This is a genomic window from Limnothrix sp. FACHB-1083 (assembly GCF_014696485.1).
GTDB lineage: Bacteria > Cyanobacteriota > Cyanobacteriia > CACIAM-69d > CACIAM-69d > CACIAM-69d.
Map to the genome: position 1 here is coordinate 202,838 of NZ_JACJQD010000008.1, position 13,081 is coordinate 215,918.

At 55.4% G+C, this 13,081-nt stretch carries 15 protein-coding genes; 7 read left to right on the forward strand and 8 right to left on the reverse strand.

Features of this window, described 5'->3' with window-relative positions; all coding sequences use genetic code 11:
- The first annotated feature begins 23 nt into the window (after window positions 1-23).
- On the forward strand, window positions 24-638 hold the full coding sequence (locus H6F46_RS12260; protein ID WP_190354869.1) for a hypothetical protein: 615 nt from the start codon (window positions 24-26) through the stop codon (window positions 636-638).
- An 11-nt stretch (window positions 639-649) separates the two neighbouring features.
- Here H6F46_RS12260 and H6F46_RS12265 read toward each other — a convergent pair whose 3' ends face one another.
- Both H6F46_RS12265 and H6F46_RS12270 read right to left on the reverse strand, forming a co-directional pair.
- Entirely contained in the window at window positions 650-916 is a 267-nt protein-coding gene (locus tag H6F46_RS12265) for a nucleotidyltransferase family protein (protein ID WP_242027922.1), read from the reverse strand.
- 125 nt (window positions 917-1,041) lie between these two features.
- Complete coding sequence (locus tag H6F46_RS12270; RefSeq protein ID WP_190354867.1) at window positions 1,042-2,574, reverse strand: cryptochrome/photolyase family protein; 1,533 nt, start codon at window positions 2,572-2,574, stop codon at window positions 1,042-1,044.
- Between the two features lie 124 nt (window positions 2,575-2,698).
- Between H6F46_RS12270 and H6F46_RS12275 the strand changes: the two genes are divergently transcribed.
- Complete coding sequence (locus H6F46_RS12275) at window positions 2,699-3,907, forward strand: RNA-guided endonuclease TnpB family protein (protein WP_190354866.1); 1,209 nt, start codon at window positions 2,699-2,701, stop codon at window positions 3,905-3,907.
- A gap of 75 nt (window positions 3,908-3,982) precedes the next feature.
- Here the strand turns inward: H6F46_RS12275 and H6F46_RS12280 are convergent, their stop codons facing one another.
- Window positions 3,983-4,324: a DUF3082 domain-containing protein gene (locus H6F46_RS12280; RefSeq protein ID WP_190354865.1), complete on the reverse strand. Its 342-nt coding sequence runs from the start codon at window positions 4,322-4,324 to the stop codon at window positions 3,983-3,985.
- Between the two features lie 34 nt (window positions 4,325-4,358).
- Complete coding sequence (locus tag H6F46_RS12285) at window positions 4,359-4,502, reverse strand: hypothetical protein (RefSeq protein ID WP_190354864.1); 144 nt, start codon at window positions 4,500-4,502, stop codon at window positions 4,359-4,361.
- A 481-nt stretch (window positions 4,503-4,983) separates the two neighbouring features.
- Here H6F46_RS12285 and H6F46_RS12290 point away from each other — a divergent pair, with 481 nt between their 5' ends.
- From H6F46_RS12290 to H6F46_RS12305, 4 genes are all read left to right on the forward strand, one after another.
- Window positions 4,984-6,156, forward strand: coding sequence for a Re/Si-specific NAD(P)(+) transhydrogenase subunit alpha (locus H6F46_RS12290; RefSeq protein ID WP_099535094.1), 1,173 nt, complete (start codon window positions 4,984-4,986; stop codon window positions 6,154-6,156).
- Window positions 6,153-6,431 (forward strand): NAD(P) transhydrogenase subunit alpha, encoded by a 279-nt coding sequence (locus H6F46_RS12295; RefSeq protein ID WP_099535096.1) that lies wholly within the window; start codon window positions 6,153-6,155, stop codon window positions 6,429-6,431. The genes H6F46_RS12290 and H6F46_RS12295 overlap by 4 nt, the downstream gene beginning before the upstream one ends.
- A gap of 434 nt (window positions 6,432-6,865) precedes the next feature.
- Window positions 6,866-8,305, forward strand: a complete 1,440-nt coding sequence (locus H6F46_RS12300; RefSeq protein WP_099535098.1) for an NAD(P)(+) transhydrogenase (Re/Si-specific) subunit beta — start codon at window positions 6,866-6,868, stop codon at window positions 8,303-8,305.
- 442 nt (window positions 8,306-8,747) lie between these two features.
- Window positions 8,748-9,149 carry a hypothetical protein gene (locus tag H6F46_RS12305; protein WP_099535100.1) on the forward strand — a complete coding sequence of 134 codons (402 nt, stop codon included), beginning with the start codon at window positions 8,748-8,750 and terminating at the stop codon, window positions 9,147-9,149.
- Window positions 9,150-9,279: 130 nt separating this feature from the next.
- Here H6F46_RS12305 and H6F46_RS12310 read toward each other — a convergent pair whose 3' ends face one another.
- The 4 genes from H6F46_RS12310 to H6F46_RS12325 all read right to left on the reverse strand — a co-directional run bounded on the left by H6F46_RS12310 (window position 9,280) and on the right by H6F46_RS12325 (window position 12,550).
- Window positions 9,280-11,256, reverse strand: a complete 1,977-nt coding sequence (locus tag H6F46_RS12310; RefSeq protein WP_242027924.1) for a metallophosphoesterase — start codon at window positions 11,254-11,256, stop codon at window positions 9,280-9,282.
- A 4-nt stretch (window positions 11,257-11,260) separates the two neighbouring features.
- Window positions 11,261-11,728 (reverse strand): DUF1824 family protein, encoded by a 468-nt coding sequence (locus H6F46_RS12315; RefSeq protein ID WP_099535102.1) that lies wholly within the window; start codon window positions 11,726-11,728, stop codon window positions 11,261-11,263.
- A 231-nt stretch (window positions 11,729-11,959) separates the two neighbouring features.
- Complete coding sequence (locus H6F46_RS12320; RefSeq protein ID WP_190354863.1) at window positions 11,960-12,253, reverse strand: hypothetical protein; 294 nt, start codon at window positions 12,251-12,253, stop codon at window positions 11,960-11,962.
- Window positions 12,254-12,283: 30 nt separating this feature from the next.
- Entirely contained in the window at window positions 12,284-12,550 is a 267-nt protein-coding gene (locus H6F46_RS12325) for a hypothetical protein (protein ID WP_190354862.1), read from the reverse strand.
- Here H6F46_RS12325 and H6F46_RS12330 point away from each other — a divergent pair.
- Window positions 12,549-12,977, forward strand: a complete 429-nt coding sequence (locus tag H6F46_RS12330) for a nuclear transport factor 2 family protein (protein ID WP_190354861.1) — start codon at window positions 12,549-12,551, stop codon at window positions 12,975-12,977. The two genes, H6F46_RS12325 and H6F46_RS12330, sit on opposite strands and share 2 nt — an antisense overlap.
- The last annotated feature ends 104 nt before the right edge of the window (window positions 12,978-13,081 follow it).

The following is a 13,081-nucleotide window of genomic DNA, read 5'->3' on the forward strand; positions in this document are numbered from 1 at the left end:
GCTGTGGTTGGAGATGAATTGCGATGACCAGACCAAGCATTCTGCGTCCGGGTCAGTCCTATCACTTCCAGGAATATTTTGAGATGGCCTATGAGCCGGACGATATTTTGGCGGAGTTTGGCTACACGTTGCAGCGATCGCGCCTGGTCTTGCCCCACAGCACTGCACCGCTCGATCGCCTGGAAGATCTAAAAACACGCATTCAAGAGAGCTTGCCTTACATTAGCCTCAGCAGTGAAGCGGCTCGGCGGGAATTGTTAATTGCACCATTGTTGTTGGATGTGGTGCATTACACGCGGGCGCAACTGCGAATTGAATATCCCTTAATGGTTAATGAGCAACTGAAAGGCTCTCTTGATTATTATCTTTATGCGGCGCAAAAGCTGCTAGTGATTGAGGCGAAGAATGCTGATTTAGCGCGTGGTTTTACGCAGTTGGCGGTGGAGCTAATTGCGCTGGATCAATGGACGGATAGCGATCAAGATTATTTGCTGGGTGCGGTGTCTACGGGCGATGTTTGGCAATTTGGCCGCTTGAATCGATCGCGCAAGCAAGTGGAACAAAGCCTGATTTTGTATCGTGTGCCTGATGATTTGGAGAGCTTGCTCCGAATTTTGGTCAAGATCTTGGAGCCTTGATATCCTAAGCCTCAGATATAAATTGCATCGCGATCGATCCGGCGTTTCAGATAGGGATTCATGCGCGGGCGATAACGAATTAGGTCGATCGAGCGTTGGAAAATTTGCTCTAAATCCGCTTTGATATCCACCATTGTGAATAGATCCGGCACGGTCAATTCCAAGACGATATCGATATCGCTGTCGGGTGTGGCTTCGTTGCGGGCCACTGAACCAAAAATACCAAGACGGGTTACACCATATCTTTGGTGAAGATTGGGAGCGAGTTGCCGCAGCATAGCAAGGATACGATCGCGATCGGGAGGGCCGTTGGATAAGGTCGATATTGGTTCGGTCATTATTGACTGATTAACCTTTTATTCAACTCAAGTTTCCGGCTCTGGAGATTGAGAATATCGATATTCTACTCATTCAATAATTGCTGTTGACGATGCCAGGCCACGGAGAGGGCGCGGATCGCGGCCATTTCTTCAGCGGGGATTTTTTCCAGATGTTTCAAAATCAGGCTCATGCGCCCCTGTGATCGCAATTTGCTTTCGTGCCGTGCCAGGAAATCCCAATAGAAAAAGTTAAACGGGCAAGCTTTCGGGCCGGTGCGATCGCGTGGATTATAGCGACAGCCTTTGCAATAGTCGCTCATCCGATTGATATAGTTCGCTGAGGCGGCGTAGGGCTTGGAAGCCAGCACCCCACCATCGGCAAATAGCCCCATCCCCAACACATTGGTTTGCATCACCCAATCGTAGGCATCAATAAAAACCGCGTGGAACCAGTTCTCAACTTCCTGGGGATTCAGACCGGCAATCAGGGCAAAATTCGACAGCACCATGAGCCGCTGAATGTGGTGAGCATAACCGGTGCGATCGACCTGTTGCAGCACTTGGCGCAGACAGTTCAAATCGGTGTTGCCGTCCCAAAACCACTGGGGCAGAGCATGTTGGTGGTTAAACCAGTTGCGATCGGGGTAGGGCGGTTCCTCGTTGGCCTTCAGCACTTGCAGGTAAATGCCGCGCATATATTCCCGCCAGCCCAGCACTTGGCGAATGAAACCTTCGACGCTGGCGATCGGCAGGCCCCGATCGCGCCAGGCCTTTTCGGCGGCAAAGATCACCTCACGCGGGTGCAGCAATCCGAGGTTGAGGTAGGGCGAGAGCAGGGCGTGCCACAGGGTGTCTTGGCCCGTCACCATCGCGTCTTGGTAGGGGCCAAAGGTGCGGAGTCGGTGGGCGATGAAGTGGTCGAGTACGTCGAGGGCGCGCGATCGGGTGGTGGCCCAGCGGAAGGAGTCGATCGATCCGTAGGTGGGCAAATCGAGCGATCGCACCTTTTCGATCACCGTCAGCACAATTTCATTGGGCGCAAACTCCAGCGGCGCGGGTGGATGTAGCGGCCCCTTGGGGGGTTGGCGGTTGTCCTTGTCGAAATTCCACTGGCCGCCGACGGGTTTGGAACCCTCCATCAAAATTTGGAATCGCTTGCGCCCTTCTCGATAGAAATCTTCCATCAGAAAGCGTTTGCGACTGCCAAACCAGTCCGCTAGCTCTTCTTCGCTCCAGAGGAATTGGTTATTGGGGATTTGCTCCAGTTTGCAGGGCAAATCGAGCTGATTCAGAATTTGCTGAAAGGGCCGATCGACCGGAGCCATCACCAACAGCCGATCGATTTGGTGTTTGATCACCCAGGCACGCAGAGGCGTAGCGAAATCTTCTGCCTCGGCCCAGGTGGCGGGCCAGCCCATATCCTGCAACTCCCGCACAAAGTGGCGCATGGCCGACCAAACCAGCACCAACTTTTGGGCATGGTAGGGCCGTTGGCGCACGTGGGCCAGGGACTCGATCGCGATTACCGGAACCCGTGCCCGATCGCCCGCACAGGCCACCAACGCCGCCTGCTCGTGCCACAGTTGATCGCCCAAAATCCACACCCCCGTTTTCATGGGGATGCTCAATTGCTGGAGTTCCGCACCCATTACGCCCTACCGATTTCTGACCAAAATAAAGGGTACAAGCCCCGCCCTTCTAGGGCGGCTTGTTCGATCAACCCCGCTTATAATGTTAGTTATGAAAGCACGATTTCGCTACCGAATTTATCCCAATCGCCTGCAAAGATTAATGCTGGCGAAGACGTTCGGTTGTGCTCGTGTGGTCTACAACGATGCAATTCGGTTGCGTCAAGACCTCTATCAGCAAGGGGAGAAAGTTAGCGATACTGAAATTCAGAAACGGGTGATTACCCAAGCCAAGCTAACCGTTGAACGTGAATGGCTATCGGAAGTTGCATCTGTGCCGTTAGTTCAATCCTTGCAAGATGCCCATCTGGCTTTTCGTAATTTCTTCAAAAGCTTGAAGGGTGAGCGCAAAGGCCGCAAGATTGGGTTTCCGAAGTTCAAAAAGAAACACTCAACTCAATCTATTCGCTTCACAACTAACGGTTTTTCGGTTAAACCCAACTCGGTTTACCTAGCCAAGCTCGGTTGTGTTCGAGTCAAGTGGTCAAGAGAACTGCCATCGGATCCATCATCGGTGACGATCATCAAGGATGCAGCCGATCGCTACTTTGCATCGTTTGTCTGTGAAGTAGATCCAATCGCCCTGAAGGCTATTAATGATGGAGTGGGGATCGACCTGGGCTTGACCACCTTCGCCACCCTGTCCACGGGTGAAAAGGTACTAAGTCCCAAGCCGTTGGCTAAATCCCTCAAGCGATTGCGCCGTGCTCAAAAATCCCTCAGCCGCAAGGTTAAGGGCAGCAAGCGTCGATATCTAGCCCGACGCAAGGTGGCCCGGATTCACGCCCGCATCAAGGATCAACGAACTGACTTCCTGCACAAGTTATCGACCCGGATCGTTCGCGAGAACCAAGCGATCGTTCTGGAAGATTTGAATGTGTCGGGTATGGTCAAAAACCGCAAGTTGGCGCGGGCGATTTCTGATGCTGGCTGGTACAGCTTCCGACAGATGATCGAGGGCAAATCGATCCGTTACGGGCGGGATTTCCAGGTGATCAGTCGATGGGAACCGACTAGCCAGCGTTGTTCATCTTGTGGTCAATTGGGCGGCAAGAAACCCCTTGATGTACGCGAGTGGACGTGTATGCACTGCGGGGCAATTCACGATCGCGATGTGAATGCCGCCATCAATATCAAAGTCGCGGGCGGGCAGTCCGAGACTCAAAACGGACGTGGAGGCCAGCGTAAATCCAGTTCGCTGGTAGCAGCCGATGAAGCGTCAACCCGTGGTCTAGTCGAGCAACTTCGGTTGTTTGCCTAGGGCCGGAATCCCCGCTCCTTTAGGACAGGGAGGATGTCAATGATTTCTACTGCTTGTGCGCCTAAGCAAGTGCTCCTAAGCATCGGTGGGCCGATCGCCCCGGTTTCCCTGCACCCAAAGCTGCACCATCAGCGCCAACAACCCCAGGGCCACAAAGCTAAAGACAAAGGTTCCCAGGGTTCCCACCCCGACCACCAAGGTACGCACCGCACCGCCAATGCTGAGGGTGAGGCGGTTGGTGCTGGTGATGGGGTGGGCGGCAAAGGTTTGGGCAATTTTATAGGTCAGTGCGCCGGCTCCCACCGCGATCGCCGCCGAAATCCCGGAACCCCCCAGGCAATCCAGGGGTGAGGGCATTTTCTTGGCGGGAGTCTCGGGGGTGGTTTTGCTGGTTTTGGGGTTGGGTTTGGAGGTCATGGCAAGGCGGCGCTAAACGCTGACTCCCCTTAATTTACAGCCGATCGGGTCGTTCCCACCGCGCAAAGGCGGATCCCGGGGCGATCGGGGAAATTTCCCCTTCAGTCGTATTAGGGCAGAGTGAGTTGGGGTGAATTCGAGGCGATCGGGGGCGATTGAGGGCCAGACGGCAACCCATTCTCTCCCTGATGGCTGGGTTACTTCCCCTGGCTCGTTACAAGCCAGTTGCAGAACTTCATGAAGAAACCCAGAAACTTCATCAAGTTTTCTATGGGATCAAAAAGAGGCTCCGTCTTCATTTTGAGTTTTTCAAAATCAAGTTTCAGCATAATCAAACACCTTGGGCATTTGATCCCTATTTTTGCCTAGTGATTCCCTAAAGATGTTCTTAAGAATTGCTGGAATAAAGTCAGCGCAAAATCCTTTCCTCTAATGAAGTGGTTTTGACGATGATTGTTTTTCTTCAAAGAAAGGGAAAAGCTTATCTCTCAAGGCGATGAGCGTTCTTGAGAAAGCCCGTGAAATTGCAACAAATTCCTTTAGGCAAGTTGTTATAAATGTCATCACTCGATCGCGCGATCGATAAGACAAGTTGAAAATTCCGATCGCAACCGGGGGATCGGCCTAGGATGCAAGCAGTTGCGCGGAAGCGAACGCGTATGAAAGTTGCGGTTGTGAAAGAAGTGGCGCTGGATGAACGGCGCGTGGCCCTGGTTCCCGACGTGGTAGCTCGTTGGGTCAAAAAAGGGCTAGCGATTGCCGTGGAAACCGGCGCGGGAGAACGCGCAGGATTTACGGATTCGGCCTATGAAGCGGCGGGCGCAACAGTGACGAGCGATCGCGCTCAACTGTGGCAAACGTCGGATTTGGTGACGAAGGTTTTGCCCCCCACCGATGAGGAACTGGGTTGGCTGAAATCGGGATCGATGTTGATGGGCTTTTTGGAGCCGCTCGATCGCCCTCAGTCCATCAAAACCCTGGCAGAACGGGGCATCACAGCGATTTCCCTAGAATTCGTGCCCCGCAGCACCCGTGCTCAGGTGGCGGATGCCCTTTCGTCTCAGGCCAACGCAGCCGGCTACAAGGCTGTGCTGTTGGCGGCGGCGGCCCTGCCCAAATATTTCCCCATGTTGACCACAGCGGCGGGAACCATTCCGCCAGCCAAGGTGTTGGTGTTGGGTGTGGGTGTGGCCGGGTTGCAGGCGATCGCCACCGCCCGCCGATTGGGGGCCGTGGTGGAAGCCTTTGACATCCGCCCGGAAACCCGCGACGAGGTGCAAAGCCTCGGGGCCCGGTTTGTGGAAATGATGATCGAGGAAGAAACCAGCGGGCAAAACGGTTATGCCAAAGCGGTTTCCGATAATTTGCAAGCTCGGATTCAAGCCACCGTGGCTGAACGGGCAATCGGGGCTGACGTGGTGATCACCACCGCCAAAATTCCCGGCCGCCGTGCCCCCATCATGGTCACCGCCGACACCGTGGCCCAAATGAAGCCCGGTTCCGTAATTGTGGACTTGGCCGCAGAACAGGGCGGTAACTGTGAATGCAGTCAACCGGGCCATGACCATGTGGTGAATGGGGTGCAAATTTTGGCCCCGATGCACTTGGCCAGCACGGTCACCACCCACACCAGTATGCAATACGCCAAAAACTGTTCGGCCCTGTTGGACTGGTTAATCAAAGATGGGCAACCGGTATTCAACTTTGCCGATGACATTTTGGATGCGGTTTGCATCACCCACGGCGGTGAAATTCGCAACGATCGGGTGCGAAATTTGGTCGCCACCCTCTCAGAAACCCCTTCGGCTGAATCAATGGTGTTGGCCTCATGAGTGAAACCTTGGTAACGGGTTTGGTGGTGTTTGTTTTGGCCTCCTTTGTGGGGTTTGAAATCATCAACAAAGTGCCTCCCACGCTCCATACCCCTTTGATGTCCGGTGCGAATGCCATTTCTGGAATTGCCGTGGTGGGGGCAATTTTGGCCGGCGGCGCAGCACAACTCAGCGGCCCCACCATTCTGGGCTTGGTGGCCATTGTGCTGGCCATGGTGAATGTGGTTGGTGGCTTTTGGGTGACCGATCGAATGCTGCAAATGTTTAAGAAATAGCCTGACAGCCACTTGAAGCAGCCACTTGAAGCAGCCACTTGAAAAGGCCTGAAAAAGGCTTGAACTTGAAAAGGCTTGAAGACAACCTGAGAAGCAACCTCTAAATTCCCCAGCAATGACCCTTTCCTAAACCGATCGCCTGACTCGATTGTCCAACTGTTCCATCGCCCAATGGCTATTTTTCATCTTCAAAATGGGCAAGCGATCGGGAGCAAAGGCCAATCGAAGTCAGCCGATACAAATTCAGGATGTAATTGAGGGTTTGATGCAGGGGATCACCAAAGGTTGAATTCCGGGGTTGAATTCCGGGGTTCAATTTCGGGGTTCGATTCAAGACTTAACTCAATGTTCGTTCAACGCTTCATTCAACGCTTGGCTCAATGAAAGGCTGGAATTTTGAAGCATCCTGAGACCAAAGGGCGAGGACATAAGGAATGATCGATGGACTTGTATCGGGTGTTTTGCCCGCTGAATGGTGGACAACGATCGCCCGGCTAAGCAACTTGGCCGCTGCGGCCCTGTTCATTGTGGGGATCAAAATGTTGGGATCGCCCGCCACCGCTCGCCGGGGCAACTGGCTGGCGGCAGTGGGCATGGCCATGGCGATCGGGGTGACCCTGCTCGATCGCTCCGCCGTGAACTATGGCGCACTCTTGGCCACCCTGGTGGCGGGATCGGTGATTGGTCTGATTGCCGCCAAGCGCGTTGCCATGACCGACATGCCCCAGATGGTGGGCTTGTTGAACGGGTTGGGCGGCGCGGCCTCGGCCCTGGTGGCAGCGGCGGAATATTGGCGGATTGTGAACACGGGCGCACCGGTTCCCACCGACACGGCCGTGACCGTCATTGCCGGGCTGCTGATTGGGGGCGTGACCCTCACGGGCAGTTTCATGGCCTTTGCCAAGCTGCAAGGACTGGTAACCGGCGCACCCATCACTTTCCCCCTGCAACAACCGGTGAATTTCGGCTTGCTGCTGGGCTTTGTGGCCAGCGGTGCTTATTTGCTGATTCACCCGGGCGATTTGACGGTTTTGTGGCTGCTGACGGGCATTTCCCTGGTGCAGGGGGTGTTGGTGGTGTTGCCGATCGGGGGTGCTGATACGCCGGTCGTGATTTCGCTGCTGAACTCCCTGTCCGGGCTGGCGGCCAGTGCGGCGGGTTTTGTGTTGGGCAATGAAATGCTGGTAATTGCCGGGGCGCTGGTGGGCGCTTCGGGGCTGATCCTGACCCAAATCATGTGCAAGGCCATGAACCGATCGCTGACCAATGTGCTCTTTGGAGCCTTTGGCAGCGTCAGCACGGCCACGGGCGACGGTGGCAGCAGCGATGCGGGTTCCCACACGGTGCGCTCGATCGACCCGGAAGAATGCGCCATGATGTTGGGCTATGCCCGATCGGTGGCGATTGTGCCCGGCTATGGCATGGCGGTAGCCCAAGCCCAGCACGCCGTGCGGGAATTGGCCGATCAGCTCGAACGGTTGGGTGTTGATGTGCGCTATGCCATTCACCCGGTGGCGGGTCGGATGCCGGGCCACATGAACGTGTTGCTGGCGGAAGCCAACGTGCCCTATTCCCAACTGTGCGACCTGGACGACATTAACCCGGACTTTGAACGGGTGGATGTGGCGCTGGTGATTGGGGCCAATGATGTGGTGAACCCGGATGCCCGGGACAATCCCCAAAGCCCGATCTACGGAATGCCGATTCTGGAGGTCGATCGCGCCAAACACACGATCGTGATTAAACGCAGCATGAACCCCGGATTTGCCGGTTTGGATAATGCGCTCTTCTATGAAGACAAAACGATGATGCTGTTTGGCAGTGCAAAAGAAAAAGTGTCTGAGCTGGTGGCCAGCGTTAAGGAACTGAGCTAGGAATTAAACAGACCATCATCCCCGATTGGGATTGAAAAGCAGGTTCGGAGTGCGGGTTGGTTGCGCGGGCCGGTTATGCGGGTTTGTGATGTCAATGGCAACCTGCATTCCAGATGGGCCTTCGCCATCATCCAGAACTTGAATCATTCAAAGCTTGCAACCCATGGGTGCGGGGATGAGTCTTTTAATTTAATCAGTTAACTCAACCCGTGCATGGGCCAATCAACACATGGGGGCGATCGCCGCTCCCATTATGAGCCGAACTGATTTGGAGAGCTTGAGCGATCAATCACGATCCCGCAACTTTCCCGATCGTTCGGCTTGACCTATGCAAAGGTTGAAATCGACTGAGGGTAGCTTTGCTCAGGCCCGTTAGTGCCGTCTTGCGAGATGGGCTGGCGGTGTGGGCTGTGGGCTGCTGATTTCAAACAACCACGACACTATGAAACGTAACTTTCCGACCCAGGCGCTGCAATCGTTGACCATCGTAGGAAGCTTTGTGGCCCTGGGCCTTGCGTCCGGTTTGAGCGCCCAAGCCGCAGAGCCGATCGAGACCGATCGCCAGTCGATCGGGAGCCTGACCCAGCGCAATGCTTACCCGCCAGAATTTTCGCGCGCCTTTTTGCAAAGCTGCACCCGATCGGCTCAACAATCGGGCCAGTTTAACCAACAGCAGGCTACGCAATATTGCCAATGCTCCTTGGCGGAATTCCAATCGCGCTATACCTTGCAGCAAACCATGAATCTCTACCAACGGATGCAGCAATCGAACAGCAATGAGCTGCCGCCGGAAATGATGCAAATTGCGCGTACCTGTGTGCAACGGGTGTTTGGTACTCGCTAACCAAACTGAGCCAGTCAAACTGAGCTAACCGGACTGAGTTAATCAGGTTGAGCGAATCAGGTTGAATTAATCAGATTGCGTTGATCAGACTGAGCGAATCAAGTTGATCCCGTGAGCAGCAACTCGCTCCTCAACGGTCTCCCTCGTTAGCCGGGGCCCCAATCGTGAACCGATCGAACGGTTGAGCGGGTTGCTCCGGCTTTCTGGGGTCAAAAACATAGCTAGTGACCGTTCCGGCAGCCGTGTCCAAAATACTGAAGGCGGTGATTTCGTTGCTGGCCAAGTAGGGCTGAGGGGTTTGATCCAAGGGATCAATCAAAGGAGCGATCGAGGGCACAATCGGGGGCAATCCATTGGGATCCCCGATCGCCACATAGTCCGATCGCTCAAACCCGCTACCCTCCGGCGGAATGCCCGATCGCCCCCGATCGCCCCAGGCCGCCCCATAGCTATTGCCCACGTTCGACGTTTCCAGGTAGTGGGTGCGGCCACGGCGGAACCGATTCCACAGGTGCGAGTGGCCATACAACACCAAATCCACCTCCGCCGATTCCAGCAGGGGGGACAAATATTGGGCAATCACATCTTGATCGCGCGGATAGGCATATTTCACCGCCATCACTTGGCCCAGGTCATCCCGCTCGATCGTCTGGATGGGATCCGTGAAAGGCGGCACGCTGTTATCCCCCAAGGTATGGGGCGGGTGGTGAAACATAACCACGCGATACTTGGCTTGGCGAAATGGCTCGCCGGCCAATTCCGCCTGGAGCCACTGAAATTGCGGACTCCCCGGGGCGATCGACTCAAAAATATGCTGACCCCAACCCCAATCGATCGGACTTTGGGGCTGGCCTTCGTGGAAGCGGCCGCCAAACTTCGCCGTCAAAATGGGCGATCGCCAAGCTTGGGTCACGTTCAACACCACCAACCGCAAATCCCCAAAGCTGACGGCGTAGTAATTGCCCTCGCCCCGATCGTTAGTCGGCAACGTCCAAATTTCCTCATAGGTGCGCGTGTTGAACGATTGATCCGCCAAGGCGGCCAGGCTGATTGCAGCCCCTGGTGTTTCCCCCGACGTTGCCCCTGAAACTTCGCCGGAGGCCGGATCTAAGACCCGATCGCCCGCTCCCCGTTGCGCTTGCGCGGCCCCCTGTTGCGCGACCCAGCGAGGCACGGTGTCATAAAATTCCCGGTTGAGATCTCGGGCCCGCCCCACCCGACCCATCACCTCGTGGTTGCCTAGGGCCGCGAACAGGGGAGCCTCCTGCAAAATAGCCCCGCCTTGGTAGGTGTGACCTTGGAGCGATCGATTGGCTCGTCCTTGCAAACAGGGAAAAAACGCCCCACCACCCACATCGTCAAACCATTCCGAAGCGCGATCGGGCACATTCACCAAGTCCCCCGCAAACAACACCCCATCCACCCGGCCCACCGTGGCCACCACCTGTTGCAAGTTGGCCGCCACCATTGGCTTCAGTTGATGATCCGAAGTCAACAGCAGTTGCAGCGGTTGGCCCGGCAGCGGTTGGGGCGACAGGCGAAACACTCCGCTACTGACGGCGCGATCGCCCCCTTGACTCGTCACCCGATAGGGAACCGACTGGCCCGGCAGCAACCCCGAAACGATCGCCTCATGTCGCCAAATGGGCCGCTCCCAAACCTTCACCCCCTCGGGCCGCTGGGCCGCCACCCGCTCCGGCAGTCGCGATTGACCATCTTCACGGGTACGAGTCAAGCGGCGGGTTTGGGCCAAGGCCTGCCGATCGAACCGATCGCCCCAATCCACCCAATGGCGATCGCCCGGCCATTCCGTGAACCAAACCACATGCACCGAGTCCGGCCCCGGCAACTGCAAAAATGGATCCGTCAAAAGCTCCATAGCATCCCCCTCGGATAACTGGGCCGACCACTGGGAAAGCGGGTGCAGGGCTGCGGATCCCAAAACGGGCGGCATTTTCAGCGCCAACATCCCCCCGATCGCCAGCAACACCAACAACAGCCCCCAAACGCCACCGCCCCGCACCATTTTCGGGAGTTGCCGGATCCGTTGCCACCGGCCAAGCCCCCGGGCGCGATCGCTCAACCACCATCCCCTTGGTCGCCCCATCGCCCTAGGCAAACAAATCTAAGGGTAGGTGGCCATACATCGCATTCAATTCCTCATCCACATGGGACTGACAGGACACCAAAACCCCTCGATTTTCACCCTGGTAGGGTTCCGCATAGAACAACAGGGAGTTAGTGTTGCACTTGATATAAATCGGCTGTTCCGGATTGGCCACCCCCCGCCGTTCCGGCTCCGGCGGCACTTCACGATCCAAACCGGCCCCATAGGCCCGCACGGCCGCCAACCCTTGAGCGATCGAATCCGCACAAACTCCAAAAATCACGCAGTCTGCCTCCTGAACCACCGTCCGCAGAGCCGATCGAATAATCGCCTGCTGACTCTCCGAGAGACTGGGCGCTTCTTCCAAACAGTTAAACACCGCCAAAACCTTCTGGGCTTCCAGCAACGACAGGGGAGCCGTTCCCGCCCCATTGGTTCCTAACGCATCTGATCGACGAGTTGAGTTGTCCATAGCAATCCAGAGTTTCCCTTGTCCACAAACTTCACCGCAAACTTCACCGCAAGCAATCAAGACTGCAAGCAATCCGGGATTCGATCCGCTTAAAGTTGCCCAAAAATGACCCAACCTGCAAACGAAGCCACCCGATCGCTCCCCGATGGTTGCTCCCCCCCATCCGTCGCAATCCATTCCGGGATCCCAAATCGTAGCGTAGGGCCGGAAACCAGCTAGAGCCAATCTTGATCAAAATTCTGGCCAATTCTCATCCCCATCTCCATCTTGCCCCACCCAGCTAGCAACAACCCCATGGAGAATTGCGCTGAAACCTCCACTGAGAAATAGGGCCTTAGCGTGATTTTTCAATTCTGATTCCGGAAATGTGACGGTTAAAAATCCGGCAACAATCAATGTGTTTTTCTGGCACAAGTAACAAGAGATACATATCGCTTGAAGCAGCAAAGAATCTCTAAAATACGGAAAATTCAAGCTAAAACAACATTTTTCCGCATCAGCATTCAAAAGCGCTTGATTGCTCAATGAAGCAAATCATACCAAGCACAATCGTTCTCAGTGGCTATCAAGGGTGATGCACAGCGCGATCGGGCAGAGCAGTTCGGCAGGGCAATTCGACAGGGCAAAAAAATTTTTTAGAAAAGCTGGAACTTTTTCCCCTTTCAAGGCAACAATATAAGCAAGAGTAGTGGAGAGATGTGTCACCGCTGCGGAGACCTGGCAGATTCGTCTGCCGGATCTCTGCATTTTTTTTGGGAATTTTTTGAGCCGCCACCCGCTCCCACTGTCGTTACGAAGTGACCACATAAGGGTTCCAGCCATGGAAAGTCGTCCGCCCCTGCCGCCGTTTACCCGCGAAACCGCGATCGCCAAGGTGCAAGCCGCCGAAGATGCTTGGAACACCCGCGACCCGGAGCGCGTATCGCTGGCTTACACGGAAGATTCGGTTTGGCGCAATCGATCGGAATTCTTTGCGGGACGGGACAAAATCCGCGAGTTCCTGACCCGCAAGTGGAGTCATGAGCTGGACTATCGCCTCAAGAAGGAACTCTGGAGCTTCACCGATAACCGAATCTCCGTGAAGTTTGAGTATGAGTACCACACGGACTCGGGGCAGTGGTATCGCGCCTATGGCAACGAGCAATGGGAATTTGCGCCCAACGGCTTGATGCAGCGCCGGGAAGCCAGCATTAACGATGTGCCGATCACCGAGGCTGATCGCAAGTTCCGTTGGGAACGATCGGGCTGATGTTGCCCTGTCCAAAAATCTTGCAAAACCCACCCATCTCCCAACCTTTTGGCCTGACGGTCGATCGGCTCTAGCGTGCATCTGTTTCCTCGCAGGGCGATCGC